This window comes from Aquabacterium sp. (assembly GCF_021768455.1).
In the GTDB taxonomy this organism is placed as follows: Bacteria; Pseudomonadota; Gammaproteobacteria; order Burkholderiales; family Burkholderiaceae_C; genus Aquabacterium.
In genome coordinates, this window is record NZ_JAIZVX010000027.1 from 1 (window position 1) to 22,230 (window position 22,230).

The following is a 22,230-nucleotide window of genomic DNA, read 5'->3' on the forward strand; positions in this document are numbered from 1 at the left end:
CGACGGCATCGCCTTCCAGACCAACATCCTGGCGCTGAACGCCGCGGTGGAAGCCGCCCGTGCCGGTGAACAGGGCCGCGGCTTTGCCGTGGTGGCCGGCGAGGTGCGCACCCTGGCCAGCCGCTCGGCCGAGGCCGCCAAGGAGATCAAGTCCCTGATCAACGCCAGCGTGGAAAAGGTGGACGTGGGTGCCCGCCAGGTGGACGAGGCCGGCGCCTCGATGAACGAGATCGTGACCCAGGTGAAGCGCGTCAGCGACCTGATCAGCGAGATTTCCAGCGCCACCGCCGAGCAGTCCACCGGCATCGGCCAGGTGGGCGATGCGGTGACCCAGCTCGACCAGGTGACCCAGCAGAACGCTGCCCTGGTGGAGGAAAGCGCCGCGGCGGCCGAGAGCCTGCGCCACCAGGCCGCCACCATGGCCGAGATGGTCAGCGTGTTCAAGCTGAGCGGGGGCGAAACAGGCCACAGCCAGGCCCACCACGCTGCGGCACCCCGCCCCACGGCCTTCAAGGGCGGCGCAGTGGCCAAGCCTGCGGTGAGCCCGTCTCGCCCGGCTGCGGCCCCTGCCCCGGCCGCACAGGCCTTCACGCCCGCCCCGGCACCGGCCCGCGCCAGCAGCGCCTCGCAGAGCCAGGGCGAATCGCTGGACTGGGAAACCTTCTGATCCCCAGCGCGGCCCGGGTTCAGCCCGGGCCTGGCGCCTGAGGTCCCATGACCTCGGCCACCACCTCTTCGAGCTGCAGGCGCAGCCAGCGGTGCACCAAATCCTGGTTGTGGCGCAGGTGCCAGACGGCGTACATCGGCATCTCCGGTCCGGCCAGCGGCAGCTCGGCCGTCGCCAGGCCCTTGAGCGGCCCCCGCGCCAGCAGGCCGGGCAGGGTCGCCAGCAGGGCACTGCCCTCGATGAAACCGCGGATGTTGGCAAAGGCCGGCACCGTCACCGCGATGCGGCGCTGCACGCCGTGGTCGCTCAGCCAGTGGTCGATGCCCAGGCTGCGCTGCGAGGGCACGTACTGCACCGTCACGTGGCCCGCGCCCTGGTAGCTGGCCAGATCACCCGGGGCTTCGCGCTCGGCGGGGTCGTAAAACACCCGGTAGGTGTCGGCAAAGAGGCGCTTTTGCACGATGTCATCGCTCTCGGGCGGACGGGGTGAGATCACCATCTGGCACTGGGCGTCGCGCAGCAACTCCAGCGTCGGCACGGTCGAAGGGATCACCCGCAGCCGAAAGCCTGGCGCCCGCGCCTGCACCCGGCGCAGCCAGCGTGGCAGCAGCAGCTCGCATTGCAGGTCGTTGGCGGCCACCGTCCAGGTCGTTTCCAGGCGGTCCAGACGCAGTTCGTCGCTGGCGGTGAAGTGGCGCATCTGTTCGAGCAGGCTGCGCGCCTGTTCGGTCAGGGCCTTGGCGCGGGCCGTGGGCGCGATGCCGCGGCCCATTTTCACGAAGAGGGCGTCGCCCAGCAGGCCGCGCAGGCGCTCCAGCCCGTGGCTCACCGCCGATTGCGACAGCCCCAGTTGCCCCGCGGCGGCCGTGACCGAGCCCGTGTCGTGCACCGCCACCAGCAGGCTGAGCAGGCGGCCGTCCAGATCGAGGTGCAGGTCGCGGTTCACGTTGATCCATCTGTTTTGTTCATGGATCACATGATCGTGGATGCGTTGATTGATGGCAAGCCCGGCGGAATACTCCGCCCCAGCGTGACAGAAGCCGCGCCCACCGAGGAGACACCCATCATGGTCATTCATGCAAAGGCCGCCCAGCCGGCCATCCCTGGCACCACCTTGTTCGATGGCGAGCAGGCCCGCAAGGGCTACCAGCTCAACAAGATGTGCTATTCCTTCAACGACGCGGCCAACCGCGCCGCCTTCAAGGCCGACGAGGCCGCCTACTGCGAGCGCTACCAGCTCACCCCCGAGCAGCGCGCGGCCGTGGAAGCCAAGAACGTGCTGCAGTTGATCGCCGCCGGCGGCAACGTCTACTACCTGGCCAAGTTCGCCGGCATCTTCGGCCTCGACGTGCAGGACCTGGGCGCCCAGCAAACCGGCAAGACCAAGGCGGAGTTCATCGCCATGCTCGCCGCCTACGCCCACTGATTTCGCCACCGACCCCCCGCTCCGGAGCACCCACACCATGGCCCACATCGTCGGCGGCATCGCCACCTCTCACGTCCCCGCCATTGGCCGCGCCATCGCCAAAGGCCTGCAGAACGACCCTTACTGGAAGCCCTTCTTTGACGGCTTCGCCCCGGTTCACAACTGGCTGGCCGAAGCCCGCCCGGATGTGGTCGTCGTGTTCTACAACGACCATGGCCTGAACTTCTTCCTCGACAAGATGCCCACGTTCTCGGTGGGCACCGCCGCCAGCTACCGCAATGCCGACGAGGGCTGGGGCATCCCCGAGGTGCCGCCCTTCACGGGCGAGCAGGACCTGTCGTGGCACCTGGTCAACCACCTGATCGAGGCCGAGTTCGACATCACCACCTGCCAGGAGATGCTGGTGGACCACGCCTTCACCCTGCCGCACGCCCTGTGCTGGCCCGACCAGAAGTGGCCGGTCAAGGTGGTGCCCATTTGCTTCAACACCGTGCAGTTCCCGCTGCCCACGGCCAAGCGCTGCTGGCGCCTGGGCGAAGAGGTGGGCAAGGCCATCCGCGCCTGGGACTCGGATGCCCGCGTGATGGTGATGGGCACGGGTGGCCTGTCGCACCAGCTCGATGGCGAGCGCGCCGGCTTCATCAACAAGGACTTTGACCTGGCCTTCATGGAAAGCCTGGTCAGCCAGAAGCCCGACTGGGCCACCCAGTTCAGCATCAACGAGCTGGTTGAAAAAACCGGCACCCAGGGTGTCGAGTTGCTGATGTGGCTGGCGACCCGCGCTGCGCTGGGCGAGCAGGTCAAGCAGGTGCACGCCAACTACCACATCCCCATCTCGAACACGGCCGCCGGCCTGATGGTGCTGGAGCCCCGCTGAGCCCGGTTGACGCCATGCCGCAGGCCCATGCCGGGGTGGACGCAGGCGGTGAGGCCGCGCTGCGGCACACTCCGGGCATGGACATCAAGCAGCTCGAATACTTCGTCAGCGTGGCCGAGCACGGCAGCTTCAGCCGGGCTTCGGTCTCGCTGGGCGTGGCGCAGTCGGCCCTGAGCCGGCAGGTGCGCACACTCGAGGTGGGCCTGCGCGAAACCCTGCTGACCCGCACGGGCCGGGGCGTGACCCTGACCGATGCCGGCCAGCGCCTGTTTGACCACAGCGTCGTCATCCTGCAGCACCTGGCCCAGGCCCGCGCCGAGATGGGCGCCATGCGCGACGAGCCCGTGGGCCACATCACCCTGGGCCTGCCGCCCAGCATCGGGCGCCAGCTCACGGTGCCGCTGATCGACGGTTTCCGACGCAGCCTGCCCAAGGCGCGCCTGGCCATCGTGGAGGGCCTCTCGACCCACGTGGCCGAATGGCTCACCTCGGGCCGGGTCGACCTGGGCCTGCTGCACAACCCCGAACCCCAGCCCGGGCTGGAGCTGGCGCCGCTGATGAGCGAGCCACTGTGTCTGGTCGAGCCCGTGAAGGCGACGCCGGCCGGGGCGAAAGCGAGCCGAGGCACACCCGCGGGTGACCTCCCGCTGAGCGGGCTGGTGGCCTACCCGCTGATCCTGCCGCAGCGCGCCCACATGATCCGCCGCCAGCTCGAAGGCCAGGCCACCTTGGCGGGCCTGACGCTGGACATCGCCTGGGAGGTTTCCAGCGTCCCGGCCATCATCGATCTGGTGTGCGCCGGCTATGGCTACGCCGTGCTGCCGGCCAGCGCGGTGGCGGCCTCGGGGCGTGCGGCCGAGTTGCGCACCCGGCCGATCTGCAGCCCCACGCTGCAGACCGTGCTCTGCCTGGCCCAGCCTTCCAACCGCCGGCCCACTGCGCTCACGCGCCATGTGGAGGCGATGCTGCGCGCGCTGGTGGCAGGCTTGCCTCAGGCCAGGTAAGGGGACGCGGTCAGGGTGCCCGCGCGGGTGGCGCGTCAGCCTTTCAGCATGGGCCACAGCGAGAGCACCAGCCCGGCCGCCATCGCCCCGTTGAACAGGCGCAGGCGAAGTGGGTCGCTCAGCCATTGACGCAGCCGTGTCCCGAACAGCACCCACACGGCCACACAAGGCAGGTTCACGACCGCAAACACCGAGGCAAAGCCCAGCGTGCCGAGCACGCTGTTGTGGTGCGGCAGGTAGGCCGCGACGGCGCCCAGCGCCATCATCCAGCCCTTGGGATTGACCCACTGAAAGAGCGCCGCCCCCAGGAAGCCCAGGGGCGTGTCGCGGGCCTCGCCGCCGGCATCGGGTGGGGGGGAGATGGCGATCTTCCAGGCCAGGTACAGCAGGTAGGCCCCGCCCAGTGCCTTGAGCACCCATTGCAGCCATGGCAGGTGCTCGAACGCCTGGCTCAGGCCTTGCGCCACGCAGAACACCAGGAAGGCATGGCCCAGGCTCACGCCAAGCAGGTGCGGCAGCGAGGCCCTGAAACCAAAGCGCAGCCCTGAGGACAGCATCATCAGGTTGTTGGGCCCCGGCGTGATCGACGACACGAAGGCGAACAGGAGGAAGGCGAGCAGGACATCGGAGGTCATGCCGCACTCTAACCGTGGGCCATTCGGACCACGCATGAAGGTGGCCGCCAGGCACAGCCTTCAGGCTGAGGCGCTTTCTTCTTCAATTGAACACGTGTTCGTGGGCGGGCTCGCCCGCCTGTGGCGCGCCCGAGACCTTTCGCCCCCGTCCCGCCGCCTTGGCGCGGTAGAGCAAACGGTCGGCACGCAGCATCACCGCTTCCAGGGTCTGGTCATCTGGCGCCATCAGCGCCACGCCAATGCTGGCGCTCACGCGCAGGCGTTGGCCCTCGATGTCGAAGGGGCGGCTGGCTGCGGCCAGCACCTTGTCGGCCACGGCTTCGGCGGTGGCCAGGTCATGTACCCCCGTCAGCACGATGGCAAACTCGTCGCCACCCAGTCGGGTCACCAGATCGCTGCTGCGCACCGTGGCGGCCAGGCGCTCGGCAAAACGCTGCAGCAGGCGGTCACCCATGAGGTGGCCGTGCTCGTCGTTCACGGGCTTGAAGTGGTCCAGATCGATGCAGAGCAAGGCGAGCTGGTTGTCGCCCTCGCGCCAGCGCTCCCGTGCCACGGCCTGCTCAAACCCGGCTCGGTTGAGCAGGCCCGTCAAGGGATCGCGCTCCGCGAGGTGGCGCAACCGCTCTTGCTCGCGCCGATGGGTGGTGATGTCCTGGCTGATGCCCACAAAGCCGTCGACCACCCCGTCCAGTTTCAGGGGGATGCAGTGCAGCGCCAGCCAGGTGGGGCCTTGCTCGCCGGGGTAGTCGAGCATGAAGTCGACGGGCTCGCCAGCGAAGGCCTTCATCATGAAGGGCTTGCGCCGGGCCACTTCCTCTGCGCCCAGCACCTCCACCGCGGTGCGCCCCAGGATCTGATCGGCGCTGCGCCGCGCCTGGCGCTCGAAGGCGCTGTTGACGAAACGGTAGCGCCCTTGCGAGTCCACGATCACCACGGTGGCGGGCAAGGCTTCGGTGATCGCCCCGAGGATGTCGTTTTGCCGCTTGATTTGCTGGCGCGCTTGCACATCGGCTGAAATGTCGCGCAACACCGCCGAGTAGCGCTGAATGCGGCCAGCCGCGTCGCGGTGTGCCAGGGCCATCACGCTGAAGGGCACGTGCCCCTTTCCGCCCAGGCGCAGGGTCAACTCGCCCAGCCACACGCCGCGGCCCTGCAGCGCGGGCAACACACTGTGCACCAGTTGCCGCAGGGTGCCTGCGGCAGCAAATTGCCGCACATGCAGTGTGCTCACCGGCGCCTCGGGTGCGAGCGACATCAGCAACCTGGCCGCGGGGTTCAGGTAGTCCAAAGCTCCGAGTGTGCTGGTCTGCACGACCGCGTCGGCACTGTGCTCCAGCACCTCGCTGAGGTCGCGAGCCTGTCTGCTCGTGGCGGGCCGCGAGGCCTGCGTTCGCCATGCAGCAGCTGCGCCCAGCCATGTTTGCCGGATTCGATTCAGAAGCCGCCAGCCTGCACCCACGTTGCGTCCACCTTCGCATGGCCCTGGAGGGGGGCCATTGCCCCTCTTATCGAGCAGGGCGTGGGATTCTTGAGGCTTCTGGGGCCATGCGCCGCCTTTTCTCGCGACAGATCCGCGTTTGACGCACCCATGGCCCATGCGGCCATGCCGTTTTGAGATAACTGCTTTACGGCGCCAGCCGTAGCCGAGAACCCCCCGTGTCGGAAGAATCAGGCCACCTCAGCGCTTGACCCCTTCCGACGCCATGACCACCTCCCTCTCCGGCATTTCTTCGATGGCCACCCGCCAGCTCCTGGCGGATCTCGTGGGCGCCTTTGCCCAGCGCACCGGCCAGGCCGTTGCCATCGAGTCGGTGGGCGGCGTGGACGCGGCCAAACGCGTGGCTTCGGGCGAGCCCTTCGACCTGGTCGTGCTGGCCTCGGACGCCATCGACAAGCTCATCGCCAGCGGCCAGGTGCTTGCCGGCAGCCGCGTCGATCTGGTGCATTCCGGCGTGGCCGTGGCCGTGAAGGCCGGCGCCCCTCGCCCCGCGCTCGACAACGAAGCCGCCGTGCGCGCCGCCGTGCTGGCCGCGCCCAGCCTGAGCTATTCCACCGGTCCTTCGGGCGTGGCCCTGGCCAGGCTGTTCGAACGCTGGGGCATTGCCGAGACCATCGCGCCGCGGATCGTGCAGGCGCCCCCCGGCGTGCCCGTGGGCTCGCTCGTGGCCCGTGGCGAGGTGGCCCTGGGCTTCCAGCAGCTCAGCGAGCTCATCCACCTCGACGGCATCGACATCGTCGGCCCCCTGCCCGCCGACATCCAGATCACCACCACCTTCTCGGCCGGCGTGTGCGCCACCAGCACCCAACCCGAGGCCGTGCGCGCCTTCCTGGCCTATCTGGCCTCGCCCGATGCCGCCGAGGCCAAGTGCCGCCAGGGCATGGCCCCGGTCTGACCCTGTCCGTTCGCCTTCTTCCCCTCTCTCACCGAACCCTCTTGGAGACCTCTCATGATCATTGACGTACACGGCCACTACACCACCGCCCCGGCGGCCCTGGGCCTCTGGCGCGACCTCCAGATCGCCGGCCTGAAGGACCCCGGCAAGGCCCCCAAGGCCAGCGACCTCAAGATCAGCGACGACGAGATCCGCGAGTCCATCGAGACCAACCAGCTCAAGCTCATGAAAGAGCGTGGCAGCGACCTGACCATCTTCAGCCCGCGCGCCAGCTTCATGGCCCACCACATCGGTGACTTCAACACCTCGGCCACCTGGGCGGCCATCTGCAACGAGCTGTGCTACCGCGTGTCCCAGCTCTTCCCCGATCACTTCGTGCCCGCCGCGATGCTGCCGCAGTCGCCCGGCGTGGACCCGGCCACCTGCATCCCCGAGCTGGTCAAGTGCGTCGAGCAATACGGCAACGTCGGCCTCAACCTCAACCCCGATCCTTCGGGCGGCCACTGGACCTCGCCCCCGCTGAGCGACAAGTCCTGGTACCCCATCTACGAAAAGATGGTCGAGTACGACATCCCCGCGATGATCCACGTCAGCACCAGCTGCAACGCCTGCTTCCACACCACCGGTTCGCACTACCTGAATGCCGATACCACGGCCTTCATGCAGTGCCTGACCTCCGACCTGTTCAAGGACTTCCCCACCCTGAAGTTCCTGATCCCCCATGGCGGCGGCGCCGTGCCCTACCACTGGGGGCGCTTCCGTGGCCTGGCCCAAGAAATGAAGAAGCCGATCCTGGAAGAGCACCTGCTCAACAACATCTTCTTCGACACCTGCGTCTACCACCAGCCCGGCATCAACCTGCTGACCGAAGTGATCCCGGTGAAGAACATCCTCTTCGCCTCGGAAATGATTGGCGCCGTGCGCGGCATCGACCCCCGTACCGGCTACTACTACGACGACACCAAGCGCTACGTCAACGCCACCGACAACCTGACGGACGAAGAGCGCTTCCTGGTCTTCGAGGGCAACGCCCGCCGCGTGTTCTCGCGCCTGGATGCCCAGCTCAAGGCCAAAGGCCTTTGATCCCACCCTGCTTTCTGGAGAAGACCATGTACGAACTCGGCGTTGTTTACCGCCACATCACCCGCGCCAACCGCGAAGCCACCGACCAGATGGCCGCCCTGGGTTCCGCCACCGTGCACGAAGCGCAAGGCCGTGTCGGCCTGCTCAAGCCCTACATGCGCCCCATCTACCCGGGCACCCAGGTCTCCGGCACCGCCGTGACCGTGCTGCTGCACCCCGGTGACAACTGGATGATGCACGTGGCCGCAGAGCAGATCCAGCCCGGCGACATCGTCGTGGCCGCCATCACCGCCGAGTGCACCGATGGCTACTTTGGCGACCTGCTGGCCACCAGCTTCATGGCCCGCGGTGCCCGCGCCCTCATCATCGATGCCGGTGTGCGCGACGTGAAGGAACTGCAGAAGATGGGCTTCCCCGTGTGGAGCAAGGCCATCAGCAGCAAGGGCACCATCAAGGCCACGCTGGGCTCGGTCAACATCCCCGTGGTCTGCGCCGGCATGCTGGTCAACCCTGGTGACGTGATCGTGGCCGACGACGATGGCGTGGTCTGCGTGCCCGCCGCCAACGCCGCCAAGGTGGCCGAGGCCGCCGCCAAGCGCGAGAGCTTCGAAGGCGAAAAGCGCGCCAAGCTGGCCGACGGCGTGCTGGGCCTGGACATGTACAAGATGCGCGAGCCCCTGGCCGCCGCCGGCCTGAAGTACATCGACTGAGGCACCGAGGCATCAAGCCGCCGCACAATCCCCCGACACAAGGCAGACCCATGAGCAAACCCACCACAGGCCCCTTCGCCAAGACCCCAGGCTGGCTCGATTGGTACGAAGGCCCCGCCAAGCCCCGTTTCCAGCTGCCCGCCGGGGCGGTGGACGCCCACTGCCATGTGTTTGGGCCCGGCGCCGAGTTCCCTTACGCGCCCGAGCGCAAGTACACCCCCTGTGACGCCAGCAAGGCCCAGCTCTTCGCCCTGCGCGACCAGCTCGGCTTTGCCCGCAACGTCATCGTGCAGGCCACCTGCCACGGTGCCGACAACCGCGCCCTGGTCGATGCCCTGCTGCACAGCGAGGGCAAGGCGCGCGGCGTGGCCACCGTCAAGCGCGGCATCACCGACGACGAGATCCAGGCCCTGCATGCCGCCGGTGTGCGCGGCGTGCGCTTCAACTTCGTCAAGCGCCTGGTCGACTTCACGCCCAAGGACGAGCTGATGGAGATCGCCAGCCGCATCGCCAAATGGGGTTGGCATGTGGTGATCTACTTCGAGGCCGTCGACCTGCCCGAGCTCTGGGACTTCTTCACCGCCCTGCCCACCACCGTGGTGGTGGACCACATGGGCCGCCCGGACGTGAGCAAGCCCATCGATGGCCCCGAGTTCGAGCTGTTCCTGAAGTTCATGCGCCAGCACCCCAATGTGTGGAGCAAGGTGAGCTGCCCCGAGCGCCTGAGCGTGACCGGCCCCAAGGCCCTGCAAGGCGAACAGAACGCCTATGCCGACGTCGTGCCCTTTGCCCGCCGCGTGGTGGCCGAGTTCCCCGAGCGCGTGCTCTGGGGCACCGACTGGCCCCATCCCAACCTGAAGGACCACATGCCCGACGACGGCCTGCTGGTCGACTTCATCCCGCACATTGCCCCCACGGCCGAAGGCCAGCGCAAACTGCTGGTCGACAACCCGATGCGCCTGTACTGGCCCGAAGAAGTTTGAGAGAGGACACACCCATGAGCCCCGTGAACAAAACCATCAAAGTGGCCCTGGCCGGCGCCGGCGCCTTTGGCATCAAGCACCTGGACGGCATCCAGAAGATCGATGGTGTCGAAGTCGTTTCCCTGATCAGCCGTGACCTGGCGGCCACCCAGGCCGTCGCCGCCAAGTACGGCATCGGCCACGTCACCACCGAACTGAGCGAGGCCCTGGCCTTGCCCGAGGTCGACGCCGTCATCCTGTGCACGCCCACCCAGATGCACGCCTCGCAAGCCCTGGCCTGCCTGAAGGCCGGCAAGCACGTGCAGGTGGAGATCCCGCTGTGCGACCTGCTGGCCGATGGCGAAGAAGTGGTCAGCGTGGCCGAGGCCACCGGCCTGGTCGCCATGTGCGGCCACACCCGCCGCTTCAACCCCAGCCACCAGTACGTGCACCAGAAGATCCAGGCCGGCGAGTTCAACGTCCAGCAGATGGACGTGCAGACCTACTTCTTCCGCCGCAGCAACATGAACGCGCTGGGCCAGCCGCGCAGCTGGACGGACCACCTGCTGTGGCACCACGCAGCCCACACGGTCGACCTCTTCGCCTACCAGTGCGGCAGCCCCGTGGTGAAGGCCCATGCGATCCAGGGCCCGATCCATCCCACGCTGGGCATCGCCATGGACATGAGCATCCAGCTCAAGGCCGCCAATGGCGCCATCTGCACGCTCTCGCTGAGCTTCAACAACGATGGCCCGCTGGGCACCTTCTTCCGCTACATCGGCGACACGGCCACCTACATCGCCCGTTACGACGACCTGTTCAACGGCAAGGAAGAGCAGATCGATGTGTCGAAGGTCGATGTCTCGATGAACGGCATCGAGCTGCAGGACCGCGAGTTCTTCGCGGCCATCCGAGAAGGCCGCCAGCCCAATGCCAGCGTGGCCAGCGTGCTGCCTTGCTACCGCGTGCTGCACGAGCTGGAACAGCAGCTCAAGGACTGAGCCTGTGATGCGCCACACCCGCCAGCTCGGCCCCTTCCGCGTCAGTGCCATCGGCCTGGGCTGCATGAACCTCAGCCACGCCTATGGCGTGCCGCCTTCGCCCGAGCAGGGCGCGGCGGTCTTGCTGCGCGCGCTCGACCTGGGTTGCACCCTGTTCGACACGGCCGCGCTCTACGGCTTCGGGGCCAATGAAACGCTGGTGGGCCAGGTGCTGGCGCCCCATCGCCACCGCATCACCTTGACGAGCAAATGCGGCATGCAGGGTGTGCGCTTCGACGATGGCGTCAAACGCGTCATCGATGGTCGCCCCGACACGATCAAGGCGACCTGCGAAGACAGCCTGCGCCGCCTGCGCACCGATGTCATCGACCTCTACTACCTCCACCGCTGGGACAAGACCGTGCCCATCGAGGACTCGGTCGGGGCGCTGGCCGATCTGGTGCGCGAAGGCAAGGTGCGCAGCATCGGCCTGAGCGAGGTCTCGGCGCAGACCTTGCGCCGCGCCCATGCCGTGCACCCCATTGCCGCCCTGCAGACCGAGTATTCGCTGTGGACCCGCAACCCTGAACTCGGTGTGCTCGACACCTGTCGCGAACTGGGCACGGCCTTTGTGGCCTTCAGCCCGGTGGGGCGGGGATTCCTGACGGGGGCGCTGCGCGAGGTGGCCTCGCTGGATGCGAAGGACATCCGCCGCGCCATGCCCCGGTTTTCGCCCACGCTCTACCCGGCCAACCTGCAGCTGATGGGGGCGTTCGAGGCCCTGGCGCGCGACGCAGGCTGCACGCCGGCCCAGCTGTCCCTGGCCTGGTTGCTGGCGCAGGGGGAGCACATCGTTCCCATCCCCGGCACAACCAGCCTGGCGCACCTGGAAGAGGACCTGGCCGCGGCCGATCTGGTGCTGCCCGAGGCGGTGCTCGCCCAGGCGGGTGCGCTGATCCACGCTGGCAATGTGCAGGGTGCGCGCTACAACGCCGCCACGCAGCAGGAAGTCGACACCGAGGCCTTCCCGGCCTGAGCACAACGCGGGGTGGCGCCCCGCCCTCCATTTTTCTCTGTGCGTTTCACACTGCGCAGTGGCACACGCGGTGATAATCAGGCGCCTTGTCTGATCGTTAACCAATGTTGCTGTTGTCTATGGGACGTTTCAGGATCATTTGCAGGCTGATGGCCACCGGCCTGGTCTTGGCCCATGTGGCGCAGGGCCCTGCGGCGGCGGCCGAACGCATCGCGTCCGAAGAGGACTACTTCGCCAACCTGCCTGTGGTGCTGACCGCCAGCCGCCTCGAGCAGCCGCTCAACGAAGCCCCCGGCTCGCTCACCGTCATCGACCGGCAGACCATCCGCCTGTCGGGTGCGCGCACGGTGGTGGAGGTGCTGCGCCTGGTGCCCGGCTACCTCTCGGGGGGGCGCAATGGCGCGAACCCGGGTGCGGCGTACCACATCCCGATGGACGACTACGGCACGCGCAACCTCGTGCTGATCGATGGCCGCTCGGTCTATTCCTCGGCCTACCTGGGCGACACCTCGCGCGGCATGCTCGACGTGATGCTGGAAGACATCGAGCGCATCGAGGTGCTGCGGGGCGCCAACTCGGCGGCCTATGGCGCCAACGCCATGTTCGGTGTCATCAACATCATCACGCGCCACAGTGCCGACACCGTGGGGGCCGAGGTCTCGCTGACCAGCGGCAACGACGGTGTGCGCGACAAGCGCCTGCGCATCGGTGGGGGCGATGAAAACTTCAGCTGGCGCCTCTCGGGCGGCGAGCAGCGCGACACCGGCTATCTCAACGCCTACGACGACAAGCACCTCAGCCAGGTCCACGGCCGCATCGACTTCAAGCCCAACGCGCTCGACGACGTGATGGTCACGGCCGGCCTGTCCTACCTGTCGGCCGGTGAAGGTTTCCTGACCGACACCTACAACCCGCTGCACACCATCGACACGCGTGACAGCTACCTCAACGCCGTGTGGCGCAGGCAGCTGAGCGCCACCGACGAGCTGCAGGTCTCGGCCGACTACATGGAGGACTGGAAGCACGACAACGTGGCCGCCCTCAACAACCCCGATCTCTGGCTGGACTACGGCGGCGTGGGGCAGCGCAGCAACCTCGAGGTCCAGCGCAAGCTGGGCCTGGGTGCCGACGTGCGTGCGGTGGTCGGTGTGGGCTACAAGTACGAACGGGCCCAGTCCCAGGCGCTGTACGCCACGATGAACTGGGTGTCCTTCCACGAAGAGCGCCTCTTTGGCACGGTGGAATGGCGTGCCACGCCCGAGTGGCTGTTCAACGCCGGCCTCTTCGTGGGCCAGCAGAGCGTGGTCGGCACCTACACCGCGCCGCGCCTGATGGTGAACTGGCTGGCCACGCCGGAGCACACCTTCCGTGCCGGTGTGACCGATTCGGTGCGCCCGCCCACGCTGTTCGAGTCCAAGGGCGACATCCAGCGTTACGTCAACGGCGTCTTCGATGGCCGCGAGGTGCTGGCCAGTGGCGACGCGCGCCCCGAAAAGCTGCGCAGCCAGGAGCTGGGTTACTTCGGCCGTTTCCTCGATGCCCGCCTGACGCTGGACGTGCGCGCCTTCAACGAGCGCATGGACACCGCCATCTGGGGCCGCGACTACACCCGGGTCGGCTACGACGACTACCGCAACGTGCCGGGCGTGGACCTGCGCGGCGTCGAGTACCAGCTGCGCTGGAAGCCGATGTCGACCACCGAGATCTGGCTCAACCAGAACAGCACCCGCTACAAGTGGCACTACAGCGTGTTCGCCAAGCGCCTGGAGCGCCAGCCGCCCGAGCACGTCACCACGGTGGCGCTGTTCCAGCAGCTGCCTTGCCAGTGGCAGTTCAGCGCCATCTACCAGATGACCGGCAGCATGACCTGGCGCGACCAGCGCGACCTGTTGCCGGTTCAGCACCGAACCGACGTGCGCCTGGCTTATCCTTTCCGCCTCGGTGCCAGTCGCGCCGAAGCGGCGTTCACCGTGCAGTCGGTCGAGGGCGCACGCCCCTTCTTCCTGCCACGCAAGGGTTTCGAAGAAGGACGCCGCAGCTTCCTGACCCTCAGGCTGGAGATCTGAACTGCTCACGCGTCGCCACACTCTGAACCACCTGCTGGGCCTGGGCCTGGCGGTGACGGGGCGTGGCGCGTGGGCGGCGGGTGAGGCGCCCGTCTGGGTGCTGCTGTCGGACCAGTCGCCCACCTACAACGAGGTGGTTTCGGCCCTGCAGGCCGAGTGGCGACCTGCCCTCCGCGGCCGGGAGCTGGTGGTGCTGAGCGCCCGAGATCTGCCTGCCAGCCCCCTGCCATCGGCCCTGATCACCCTGGGCAGTGCCGCAACCCAGCTGGCCATGGCCCGCGCCGAGGCCAGCCCGGAATGGGCCCGCGTGCCCATGCTGGCCGGCCTGCTGCCACGCGATGGCTTCAACGCGATCTGGAAGCGCCCGCCAGCCTGGGTGTCGGCCGCCTGGCTGGACCAGCCCTTTGAGCGCTACCTGGAACTGATCCGCCGTGCCCTGCCCCGCCTGAACCGCGTGGGCGTGCTGCTGGGCCCGGCCACCCAGGGCCTGCGCCCCGCCCTGGCCAAGGCCGCCGCCGACCGCGGCCTGCAGCTGGTGGTGGGCAGCGTCAACCAGGCCGACGAGATGTACCCCAGCCTGCGCGCCGTGCTGGCCGATGCCGAGGTGCTGCTGGTCCTGCCGGACCGCACCGTGGGCGACCCCACCGCCTTGCAGAACACGCTGATCACGGCCTACCGCCAGCGCGTGCCGGTGGTGGGCTACTCGCCGGCCCTGGTGAAGTCCGGCGCCACCCTGGGCCTGTACGCCAGCCCGGCCCAGGTCGGGCGGCAGCTGGCGGCCATGCTCAAGCCCCCGATCGCGGCGAGCAACTGGCCCGCCTCGCGGCCTGCCGAGGGCTTCACCGTCGTGGTCAACGAGCAGGTCTCCCGATCCCTGGGGCTGGACGTTCCCGATGTAACCGAATTGACTGAGGCCCTGCGGCGTCAGGAAGGCTTGAGATGACGCTGCAGTTGGGCGGTATCCGAATGCGCTTGTGGCTGGCCACGGCCTTGCCGGCCATGGTCGTGATCGCCTTGTTGGTGATCGGGGTGGCTTCGATGTACGGCGACCGCATGGCCGGGGCCCTGCGTGACCGTGGCATCGCTTCGGCCCGTCAGCTGGGCAGCGCGGCCGAGTTCATGGTGTTCGCGGGCGACCACGAGGGCCTGGTGCGCCTGGCCGAGTCCGCCATGCGCAGCGACGCCCAGCTGCGCGGCGTGCGGGTCTACAACGCCCAGGGCCAGGTGCGCGCTTCTGCCGGCCAGGTGAAAGACCGGCTGCCCGTTTTCGATGGCACCCTGCAGGTGCTGATGCACGACCGCCTGGTGGTGGTGCAGCCGCTGTACCCGAGTGCCGTGCCGATTGAAGACCCCTACGGCCCCCAGGCGCCGGCCATCGATGAGCAGCCCCACGGCCAGCGTGGCCGCCTGCTGGGCTACGCGGTGCTGGAGATGTCGCTCGACGCCCTGGCCCAGCAGCGCCATGACCTGCTGGTCTGGACGCTGTGGACCGCCGCCGGTGGCCTGCTGCTGGCAGGCCTGCTGGCCTCGCTGATCGCGGCCATGATCACCTCGCAGATCGCGCGCATCAACCGCGTGGTCGAGCGTGTGGGGCAGGGCCAGCTGGGCGCGCGCGCCGACGTCAATGCCAGCGGCATCCTGGGCCCGCTGGCCCAGGGCATCAACGCCATGATCGCCCGCATTGCCGTGACGCAGGAAGAGCTGCAGCAGCAGATCGACCAGGCCACGCAGGAGCTGCGTGCTCAGAAGGACGCCGCCGAGCAGGCCGCCCGCACCGACGCCCTGACCGGTGTGGCCAGCCGCCGGGCCTTCTCGGAAGCGGCCGAGGCCGAGATGCAGCGCGCCCTGCGCTACCGCACCGAGCTGTCGCTGCTGATGATGGATCTGGACCATTTCAAGGCCGTGAACGACACCCACGGCCACGTCACGGGCGATGCCGTGCTGGTGAGCTTTGCGCAGACCGTGGTGCAGCAGGTGCGCAAGGTCGACCTGGTCGCTCGCCTGGGTGGCGAAGAGTTCGTGGTGCTGCTGCCCAACATCACGGCCGAGCAGTCGACCGCGCTGGCCGAGCGCATCCGGCTGGCCTTTGCCAACAGCCACCTGCAGGTGGACGGCAGGCCGTTGCACTTCACGGTCAGCATCGGCGTGGCGCAGTTCGACCCGCGTGAGTTGACCCTCAACGGCTGGCTGGCCCGGGCCGATGCGGCGCTCTACCGCGCCAAGGCCCTGGGCCGCAACCGGGTGGTGCTGGAAGGCCAAGGCCTGGACGAGGCGGCCTCACCCTGACCCGGCATGCCGCCGGGTGAGGGATGGGATCAGGTCGGGGTGGCCTGTCCTGCCGCTGTCATCCAGCCCAGGCCGGCCGAGGTGGCGCCCGGCGTGTTGCCGCGTGCGGGGCGGTATTCGCAGCCGATCCAGCCATCGAAGCCCAGGGCATCGATCACCTTGAACAGGTAGGCGTGGTTCAGTTCGCCCACATCGGGCTCGTGGCGCTCGGGCACCCCGGCGATCTGGATGTGGCCGACCCGGCCCGTGGGCAGGTACTGCTTGAGCTTCATGGCCACGTCGCCCTCGACGATCTGCAGGTGGTAGAGGTCCATCTGCACCTTGACGTTGGGCGCGCCGATCTCGGCCACCAGCGCGTGGGCCTGGTCCTGGCGGTTCAGGAAGAAGCCGGGCATGTCGCGCGTGTTGATGGGCTCGATCAGGATGTCGACCCCGGCGGCCGCGGCCTTGCCTGCGGCCACACGCAGGTTGGACACGTAGGTGGCATGCACGCTTTCACGCGTTGCGCCCGCGGGCAGCAGGCCGGCCATCACGTGGACGCGGGGCGAGCCCAGCACGGCGGCATAGGCCAGGGCCTGGTCGATGCCTTCGGCGAACTCGGCCTCGCGCCCCGGGATGCAGGCCAGGCCGCGCTCACCGCCATCCCAGTTGCCCGGAGGGGCGTTGAACAGCACCTGGCTCAGGCCGTGAGCCTGAAGCAGCTCGGCCAGCTGGGCTGCGGGGAAGGCGTAAGGGAAGAGGTACTCCACGGCCTGGAAGCCATCGCGCGCGGCGGCGGCAAAGCGGTCGAGGAAGTCCACGTCGTTGTAGAGCATGGACAGGTTGGCGGCGAAACGGGGCATGGGGGGCTTTCGGTCGTCGGGGCTCACCAGGCGGCGCCAAAGGTGGCGCGCAGCTCGGCAAGCTGGGTTGCATTCAAGGGCGTGATGCCGGGGCCGCTGAGCTGCCACAGGCGGGCGGTTTCTTCCAGCTCTTCCAGCGTGGCCATGGCAGAGGCTGGCGTTTCGTGCCACACATTGGGGCCCAATCGGGCCAGCATCACGGCGCGTATCGGGTGCCCGGCCGCCGCATGGCGGGCGATGGCGCGGGCCACGGCTTCTGCGGCTTCGGGTGCCCCCGGGCGGTGGTAGGCGATGTGGGGAACGTGGCCCACTTTCATCACGAAGTAGGGTGTGATGGGCGGCAGCAGATCGGCGCCCTCTGTCCATTGGCCACCGGCTGAGGAGGCCGCCGCCAGCGAGCAGGCGACGAGGTGAGTGCTGTGCGTGTGGATCACGCAGCGTGCCGGTGCGGCCGTGGCCTCGCTGGCGGCGTAGATCCGGCGGTGCAGCACGATGGTCTTGCTGCCGCGGTCTCCGCTCAGTTGCTGGCCATCGGCGTCCAGGCGAGCCAGGCGCTCTGGCTGCAGGGCGCCCAGGCATGCATCGGTCGGTGTGATCAGGTAGCCGTCGGCCAGGCGCACGCTGATGTTGCCAGCTGTGGCGTGCACATAGCCCCGCTCGAACAGGGATCGACCCACTCGGCAGATCTCGTCGCGGGCCTGGGCTTCGTCCATGAAAGCGAGAGGGGTGCTCATGCGGTGGGGGTGTCGAGTTGGGCGAAGGCCTTGGTGAAGAAGTCGGCGGTGCCGAAGTTGCCCGACTTGAGCGTGATGTGCAAGCCCTCTGGCGCGCCTTTTGCCACGGCGTGGCACCACGGTACGCCTGGGTCGATCTGTGGGCCGATGCGCATCTGGGCGATGCCCAGGGCCTGCACGCAGGCGCCCGAGGTCTCACCACCTGCCACCACGAGCTGGCGCACGCCGCGCTCGACCAGGCCGTGCGCGATGGTGGCGATGGTGCGCTCGACCATGGCGCCGGCCTCTTCCACGCCAAGCTGGCCCTGGATGGCGCGCACGGCCGACGGCTCGGCCGTGGAGTACACCAGCACCGGGCCCCGGTTCACGCGCGCTTCCGCCCAGGCGAGGGCTTCGGCCGCCACGTTGGCACCCGATGCGATGCGCAGGGGATCGATGGCAAGGGCCTCGCCGCCGCGCTGGATGAAGTCCAGCACCTGCTGGTTGGTGGCCACCGAGCAGCTGCCAGAAACGATGGCACGCAGGCCCCGGGCCACAGGCAGGCTGCTGGCCTCAGACGAGGGCGCCAGGCCAAAGTTGGCGGGTAGGCCGATGGCCACGCCAGAGCCGGCGGTCAGCAGGGGCAGGTCTTTCAGGGCCGGGGCCATGCGCAGCAGGTCGGCGTTCGAGATGGCATCAACGATGGCCACGGCCACGCCCTCGGCCTTCAGGGTCTCGATGCGAGCGCGGATGGCGGCTTCGCCCTGCGCCACGACCTGATGGTCGATCAGGCCAACCTTTCCACGCGTTTGGGCTTGCAGCACGCGGACCAGGTTGGGGTCTGTCATGGGGGTGAGCGGGTGGTTCTGCATGCCGCTCTCGTTGAGCAGGCCTTCGCCTGCAAACAGGTAGCCCTTGAACACCGTGCGCTTGTTGTCCGGGAAGGCCGGCGTGGCGATGGTGAAGGGTGTGTTCAGCGCGGCCATGAGGGCCTCGGTCACGGGGCCGATGTTGCCGGTGGCGGTGCTGTCGAAGGTGGAGCAGTACTTGAAGTAGATCTGCTGCGCGCCTTGTTCTTGCAACCACTGCAGGGCCACCAGGGACTGGTCGATGGCTTCGGCCGGCGGGATGGTGCGCGATTTCAGCGCCACGACCACAGCGTCGGCATCCGTATCCAGCGGGCCATGCGGCACGCCGATGGTCTGCACCACGCGCATGCCTGCGCGCACGAGGTTGTTGGCCAGGTCGGTGGCGCCGGTGAAGTCGTCGGCGATGCAGCCCAGTTTGATGCGGCGGGTCGTGCTCATGCCTTGGCCTCGGGCAGGGTGATGCCAGGGAAAATCTTGATCACGGCGCTGTCGTCTTCCTTGGCAAAGCCAGCGGTCGAGGCTTGCATGAACATCTGGTGCGCGGTGGCGGCCAGGGGCAGCGGAAACTTTGTGGCGCGTGCGGTGTCGAGCACCAGGCCCAAGTCCTTCACGAAGATGTCGACGGCCGACAGCGGCGTGTAGTCACCGGCGAGCACGTGGGCCATGCGGTTTTCGAACATCCAGCTGTTGCCGGCGCTGTTCGTGATCACGTCGTACAGGGCATCGGCCTTGACGCCTTCGCGCAGGCCCAGGGCCATGGCTTCGGCGGCCACGGCGATGTGCACACCGGCCAGCAGCTGGTTGATGATCTTGACCTTGCTTCCCGCGCCGGCGCAGTCGCCCAGGCGGTAAACCTTGCCGGCCATGTCGTCGAGCACCTTGCCTGCAGCAGCGTAGGCTTCGGGTTTGGCCGAGGTCATCATGGTCATCTGGCCGGATGCGGCCTTGGCGGCGCCGCCCGAGATTGGCGCATCGATGTAGTGCAGGCCTAGGGCGTTGAGGCGGCCTTCCATGGCGACCGACCAGTTGGGGTCTACCGTGGAGCACATGATGAAGGTGGCGCCAGCCTGCATGGTGGCTGCGGCACCGTGTTCGCCAAAGAGCACTGCCTCGGTCTGGGCGGCGTTCACCACCACCGACACCACCACCTGGCTGATCGCGGCCACTTCGGCCGGATTGGCGCAGGCGGTGCCGCCTTGTGCGGCGAAGGCTTCTGCGGCGCCGGGGCGCACATCGCAGACGGCCACGTTGTGGCCGCGATCGCGCAGGGTCTTGGCGATGCCCGCGCCCATGGCGCCCAGGCCGATGATGCCGACGGTGGAGGTGGTCATGTGAAGGTCCGTTTCAAATCTGAGGGAGACAAAGCAAAAGCCCCTGGCGTGTGCAGGGGCCGGTTTGCGTCAGGCCATGAAGGCCCAGAGCGCACAGGTGAGGAGGAATCCAGTGAGGCCCAGCACGGTGGTCAGCACGGTCCAGGTTCGCAGGCCGTCGCCCACGCTGAGGCCGAGGTAGCGGGTGACGATCCAGAAGCCCGAATCGTTCACGTGCGACAGGCCCAGGCTGCCGAAGCCGATGGCCACGCACAACAGGGCCACTTGCACCGTGGTGTAGCCACCGGTGTTGATGGCCTCGGCCAGCAAGCCGCAGGTGGTAAGGATGGCGACCGTGGCCGAGCCTTGGGCGGCGCGCAGGGCCAGGGAGATGACGAAGGCCATCAGGATCAGCGGCAGGTGGGTGTCGATCAGGCTCTGCGAGAGGGCTGCGCCAATGCCGCTGGCGGTCAGCACCTTGGCGAACACGCCACCGGCGCCCGTCACCAGGATCACGGTGGCGGCGGGCGGCAGGGCGGACTCCATCACGGCGTTGGTGCGCTCACGGCTCCAGGCCTGGCCTTTGCCGATGAACCACATGGCCATGCCCACGGCCACCATCAGGGCCATGATGGGCGCGCCAATGAAGCTCAGCAGGTTGCGCAGGGCATCGCCCTTGGGCAGCATGGCGGCGCCGGTTGTGCCGACCATGATCATCGCCAGGGGCACGATGATGAGCGCGAGCACCACGCCCAGTGTGGGGGCCGGACGGCCTGTGTTGGCGGAGGCTTCCGTCTGCCCGCTGCCGAATGCTGCGAACTGCGCAGCGGTGGCTGGCAGCATCTGGTACTCGGTGCAGTTCAGGCGCTTGGACAGCCACTGCGACAGCGGTGCCAGGGGCAGGCAGATGGCCAGACCCAGCATGGTGATCCAGCCCACATCGGCCTTCAGTATGGCCGCGCCACCCACGATGCCTGGGTGCGGTGGCACCACCACGTGCACGGCCAGCATGATGCCCGCGACTGGCAGGCCGAACTTGATCGGGTTGACGCCGGCGGCTTTGCAGAAACCATAGACGATGGGCACCAGGATGATGAAGCCCACATCGAAGAACACGGGGATGGCGAGCACCAGGGCTGCGGCCGTCAGGGCTGCGGGCACGCGGGTTGGGCCGAGCAGTGCGGTGAAGCGTTGCGCCAGGTTGGCCGCGCCACCCGAGACTTCGATCATGCGCCCCAGCATGGCGCCCAGCGCCACGAGGATGGCCACTGAGCCCAGCGTGCCGCCCATGCCAGCGATCAGGGTGCTGACGATGTCGCCGATCGGCATGGACGTGGCCAACGCGACCAGCACGCTCACGAGCATCATCGCCACAAAGGCGTGAACCTCCCATTTAATGATCAGCAGCAAGAGCAGGCCAATGCTGCCCGCGCCAATGCCCAGAAGGCCCAAAGTGCTCATGAGTGTCTCCTATTATCGTTTAATCATGTTGCCTGCTTATCGTACAAGTTGTCCGGTCTGAAGGGGGTGAGGGTTAACACGGATGCGGTGCGTCAGAGGGTGTCGCGCAGCAGCGGGCTGGCGAGGCGGGCGCCGTCTTCGGCCCAGAAGGCCGGGTCGGCCTGTTCGATGCGATGGGCGGCGTTTTTCATGTGCTGCGTGGCGGCCTTGCGCGCAGCGGCTGGCTGTGCCTCACGGATGGCCTCGACGATCTGCAGGTGCTCGCGGTTCACGGCCTTGGCGAAGTCGGCCCGACGTGCCTCGTTGGCGCGGGTCACGCGGGTGGCGTCTTGCAGCAGGCGGGAGAGGTACTCCAGCGTGCGGATCATGTAGGGGTTGTGCGAGGCGCGGGCCACGGCGCGATGGAAGCGGACGTCCTCTTCGGCGCCATCCTGGCCCTGGGCGACCGCGACGGCAATGGCAGTCAGGGCCTCGTCGATGGCCTGCATGTCATCCGGGGTGCGGCGCTGGGCAGCCAGTTCGGCGACCTCGGCTTCCAGCGCCCGGCGAACCTCGACGATCTGCAGTACGGCCTCACGTGAGGCGGCGGGCGAACTGCCTGAAAAATCAAGGGGCTCGATGGACTGGGCCGCCACAAACACGCCGGCACCCTGTCGGGCGTAGACGACTTTGCGTGACTTGAGGCGCGAGATGGCCTCGCGGATCACGGTCCGGCTCACGGCGAACTGTTGGACCAGGGTGGCCTCGGAGGGCAGCTTTTCGTCGGCTTCAAGTCGCCGAGCCTTGATTTCTGCCTCCAGCGCGTCGGCCACTTGCTCGGCCAGTTTGACGCCGGGCTGCAGGGCAGAGAAAGAGGAGAGTTTGCTCACGGTCGCGGGGGAAAGGGTGCATGTGCACTGTACCGCATCGA

The 22,230-nt window shown here is 68.0% G+C and carries 22 protein-coding genes; 13 read left to right on the plus strand and 9 right to left on the minus strand.

Features of this window, described 5'->3' with window-relative positions:
* On the plus strand, positions 1-667 hold a 667-nt coding region (locus QZ994_RS05665), incomplete at its 5' end, for a methyl-accepting chemotaxis protein (RefSeq protein ID WP_290869441.1).
* Positions 668-686: 19 nt separating this feature from the next.
* Here QZ994_RS05665 and QZ994_RS05670 read toward each other — a convergent pair.
* Positions 687-1,613: a LysR family transcriptional regulator gene (locus QZ994_RS05670; protein WP_290869443.1), complete on the minus strand. Its 927-nt coding sequence runs from the start codon at positions 1,611-1,613 to the stop codon at positions 687-689.
* A 120-nt stretch (positions 1,614-1,733) separates the two neighbouring features.
* Here QZ994_RS05670 and QZ994_RS05675 point away from each other — a divergent pair, with 120 nt between their 5' ends.
* Genes QZ994_RS05675 through QZ994_RS05685 form a run of 3 tightly spaced genes read left to right on the plus strand, consistent with a single transcriptional unit; the run spans position 1,734 to position 3,974 of the window.
* Positions 1,734-2,093, plus strand: coding sequence for a protocatechuate 4,5-dioxygenase subunit alpha (locus tag QZ994_RS05675; protein ID WP_290869446.1), 360 nt, complete (start codon positions 1,734-1,736; stop codon positions 2,091-2,093).
* A 37-nt stretch (positions 2,094-2,130) separates the two neighbouring features.
* Positions 2,131-2,970, plus strand: a complete 840-nt coding sequence (locus QZ994_RS05680) for a class III extradiol dioxygenase family protein (protein WP_290869449.1) — start codon at positions 2,131-2,133, stop codon at positions 2,968-2,970.
* 14 nt (positions 2,971-2,984) lie between these two features.
* On the plus strand, positions 2,985-3,974 hold the full coding sequence (locus QZ994_RS05685) for a LysR family transcriptional regulator (RefSeq protein WP_290869452.1): 990 nt from the start codon (positions 2,985-2,987) through the stop codon (positions 3,972-3,974).
* 35 nt (positions 3,975-4,009) lie between these two features.
* Here the strand turns inward: QZ994_RS05685 and QZ994_RS05690 are convergent, their stop codons facing one another.
* Together QZ994_RS05690 and QZ994_RS05695 are read right to left on the minus strand one after the other, a co-directional pair.
* The gene (locus QZ994_RS05690) at positions 4,010-4,609 is read right to left on the minus strand and encodes a LysE family translocator (protein WP_290869456.1); all 600 of its coding nucleotides are present in this window, start codon (positions 4,607-4,609) and stop codon (positions 4,010-4,012) included.
* Positions 4,610-4,691: 82 nt separating this feature from the next.
* Positions 4,692-5,948 (minus strand): diguanylate cyclase, encoded by a 1,257-nt coding sequence (locus QZ994_RS05695; RefSeq protein WP_290869459.1) that lies wholly within the window; start codon positions 5,946-5,948, stop codon positions 4,692-4,694.
* A gap of 364 nt (positions 5,949-6,312) precedes the next feature.
* Here QZ994_RS05695 and QZ994_RS05700 point away from each other — a divergent pair, with 364 nt between their 5' ends.
* The 9 genes from QZ994_RS05700 to QZ994_RS05740 all read left to right on the plus strand — a co-directional run bounded on the left by QZ994_RS05700 (position 6,313) and on the right by QZ994_RS05740 (position 16,125).
* Complete coding sequence (locus QZ994_RS05700; protein ID WP_290869462.1) at positions 6,313-7,002, plus strand: substrate-binding domain-containing protein; 690 nt, start codon at positions 6,313-6,315, stop codon at positions 7,000-7,002.
* A gap of 54 nt (positions 7,003-7,056) precedes the next feature.
* Positions 7,057-8,085, plus strand: a complete 1,029-nt coding sequence (locus QZ994_RS05705) for an amidohydrolase family protein (RefSeq protein ID WP_290869465.1) — start codon at positions 7,057-7,059, stop codon at positions 8,083-8,085.
* A 26-nt stretch (positions 8,086-8,111) separates the two neighbouring features.
* Positions 8,112-8,795, plus strand: coding sequence for a 4-carboxy-4-hydroxy-2-oxoadipate aldolase/oxaloacetate decarboxylase (gene ligK / locus QZ994_RS05710; RefSeq protein WP_290869468.1), 684 nt, complete (start codon positions 8,112-8,114; stop codon positions 8,793-8,795).
* A 50-nt stretch (positions 8,796-8,845) separates the two neighbouring features.
* Positions 8,846-9,778, plus strand: a complete 933-nt coding sequence (locus QZ994_RS05715) for an amidohydrolase family protein (RefSeq protein ID WP_290869470.1) — start codon at positions 8,846-8,848, stop codon at positions 9,776-9,778.
* A 14-nt stretch (positions 9,779-9,792) separates the two neighbouring features.
* Complete coding sequence (locus QZ994_RS05720) at positions 9,793-10,758, plus strand: Gfo/Idh/MocA family oxidoreductase (RefSeq protein ID WP_290869474.1); 966 nt, start codon at positions 9,793-9,795, stop codon at positions 10,756-10,758.
* Between the two features lie 7 nt (positions 10,759-10,765).
* Entirely contained in the window at positions 10,766-11,773 is a 1,008-nt protein-coding gene (locus QZ994_RS05725; RefSeq protein WP_290869477.1) for an aldo/keto reductase, read from the plus strand.
* A gap of 149 nt (positions 11,774-11,922) precedes the next feature.
* The gene (locus tag QZ994_RS05730; protein ID WP_290869480.1) at positions 11,923-13,839 is read left to right on the plus strand and encodes a TonB-dependent siderophore receptor; all 1,917 of its coding nucleotides are present in this window, start codon (positions 11,923-11,925) and stop codon (positions 13,837-13,839) included.
* A 97-nt stretch (positions 13,840-13,936) separates the two neighbouring features.
* The gene (locus tag QZ994_RS05735) at positions 13,937-14,782 is read left to right on the plus strand and encodes an ABC transporter substrate binding protein (protein WP_290869483.1); all 846 of its coding nucleotides are present in this window, start codon (positions 13,937-13,939) and stop codon (positions 14,780-14,782) included.
* Positions 14,779-16,125 carry a diguanylate cyclase gene (locus tag QZ994_RS05740; protein ID WP_290869486.1) on the plus strand — a complete coding sequence of 449 codons (1,347 nt, stop codon included), beginning with the start codon at positions 14,779-14,781 and terminating at the stop codon, positions 16,123-16,125. Before QZ994_RS05735 ends, QZ994_RS05740 begins: the two co-directional genes overlap by 4 nt.
* Before the next feature lie 29 nt (positions 16,126-16,154).
* Here the strand turns inward: QZ994_RS05740 and otnI are convergent, their stop codons facing one another.
* The 6 genes from otnI to QZ994_RS05770 form a co-directional block, all read right to left on the minus strand.
* Complete coding sequence (gene otnI / locus QZ994_RS05745; protein WP_290869489.1) at positions 16,155-16,967, minus strand: 2-oxo-tetronate isomerase; 813 nt, start codon at positions 16,965-16,967, stop codon at positions 16,155-16,157.
* Between the two features lie 23 nt (positions 16,968-16,990).
* Positions 16,991-17,680 carry an aldolase gene (locus tag QZ994_RS05750; protein ID WP_290869527.1) on the minus strand — a complete coding sequence of 230 codons (690 nt, stop codon included), beginning with the start codon at positions 17,678-17,680 and terminating at the stop codon, positions 16,991-16,993.
* A gap of 17 nt (positions 17,681-17,697) precedes the next feature.
* The gene (otnK, locus tag QZ994_RS05755) at positions 17,698-18,987 is read right to left on the minus strand and encodes a 3-oxo-tetronate kinase (RefSeq protein ID WP_290869492.1); all 1,290 of its coding nucleotides are present in this window, start codon (positions 18,985-18,987) and stop codon (positions 17,698-17,700) included.
* Positions 18,984-19,880 carry an L-threonate dehydrogenase gene (gene ltnD / locus QZ994_RS05760; RefSeq protein ID WP_290869495.1) on the minus strand — a complete coding sequence of 299 codons (897 nt, stop codon included), beginning with the start codon at positions 19,878-19,880 and terminating at the stop codon, positions 18,984-18,986. The genes otnK and ltnD overlap by 4 nt, the downstream gene beginning before the upstream one ends.
* A 69-nt stretch (positions 19,881-19,949) precedes the next feature.
* Positions 19,950-21,320 (minus strand): GntP family transporter, encoded by a 1,371-nt coding sequence (locus QZ994_RS05765; protein ID WP_290869498.1) that lies wholly within the window; start codon positions 21,318-21,320, stop codon positions 19,950-19,952.
* A gap of 92 nt (positions 21,321-21,412) precedes the next feature.
* Positions 21,413-22,189, minus strand: a complete 777-nt coding sequence (locus tag QZ994_RS05770; protein WP_290869501.1) for a FadR/GntR family transcriptional regulator — start codon at positions 22,187-22,189, stop codon at positions 21,413-21,415.
* Positions 22,190-22,230: the final 41 nt, after the last annotated feature.

Excerpts from the sequence above, each read along its gene's own strand:
- QZ994_RS05675 (WP_290869446.1), top strand. The coding sequence starts at position 1,734 with ATGGTCATTCATGCAAAGGCCGCCCAGCCGGCCATCCCTGGCACCACC.
- QZ994_RS05680 (WP_290869449.1), top strand. The coding sequence starts at position 2,131 with ATGGCCCACATCGTCGGCGGCATCGCCACCTCTCACGTCCCCGCCATT.
- QZ994_RS05685 (WP_290869452.1), top strand. The coding sequence starts at position 2,985 with ATGCCGCAGGCCCATGCCGGGGTGGACGCAGGCGGTGAGGCCGCGCTG.
- QZ994_RS05690 (WP_290869456.1), bottom strand. The coding sequence starts at position 4,609 with ATGACCTCCGATGTCCTGCTCGCCTTCCTCCTGTTCGCCTTCGTGTCG.
- QZ994_RS05700 (WP_290869462.1), top strand. The coding sequence starts at position 6,313 with ATGACCACCTCCCTCTCCGGCATTTCTTCGATGGCCACCCGCCAGCTC.
- QZ994_RS05705 (WP_290869465.1), top strand. The coding sequence starts at position 7,057 with ATGATCATTGACGTACACGGCCACTACACCACCGCCCCGGCGGCCCTG.
- ligK (WP_290869468.1), top strand. The coding sequence starts at position 8,112 with ATGTACGAACTCGGCGTTGTTTACCGCCACATCACCCGCGCCAACCGC.
- QZ994_RS05715 (WP_290869470.1), top strand. The coding sequence starts at position 8,846 with ATGAGCAAACCCACCACAGGCCCCTTCGCCAAGACCCCAGGCTGGCTC.
- QZ994_RS05720 (WP_290869474.1), top strand. The coding sequence starts at position 9,793 with ATGAGCCCCGTGAACAAAACCATCAAAGTGGCCCTGGCCGGCGCCGGC.
- QZ994_RS05725 (WP_290869477.1), top strand. The coding sequence starts at position 10,766 with ATGCGCCACACCCGCCAGCTCGGCCCCTTCCGCGTCAGTGCCATCGGC.
- QZ994_RS05730 (WP_290869480.1), top strand. The coding sequence starts at position 11,923 with ATGGCCACCGGCCTGGTCTTGGCCCATGTGGCGCAGGGCCCTGCGGCG.
- QZ994_RS05740 (WP_290869486.1), top strand. The coding sequence starts at position 14,779 with ATGACGCTGCAGTTGGGCGGTATCCGAATGCGCTTGTGGCTGGCCACG.
- otnI (WP_290869489.1), bottom strand. The coding sequence starts at position 16,967 with ATGCCCCGTTTCGCCGCCAACCTGTCCATGCTCTACAACGACGTGGAC.
- QZ994_RS05750 (WP_290869527.1), bottom strand. The coding sequence starts at position 17,680 with ATGGACGAAGCCCAGGCCCGCGACGAGATCTGCCGAGTGGGTCGATCC.
- otnK (WP_290869492.1), bottom strand. The coding sequence starts at position 18,987 with ATGAGCACGACCCGCCGCATCAAACTGGGCTGCATCGCCGACGACTTC.
- ltnD (WP_290869495.1), bottom strand. The coding sequence starts at position 19,880 with ATGACCACCTCCACCGTCGGCATCATCGGCCTGGGCGCCATGGGCGCG.
- QZ994_RS05765 (WP_290869498.1), bottom strand. The coding sequence starts at position 21,320 with ATGAGCACTTTGGGCCTTCTGGGCATTGGCGCGGGCAGCATTGGCCTG.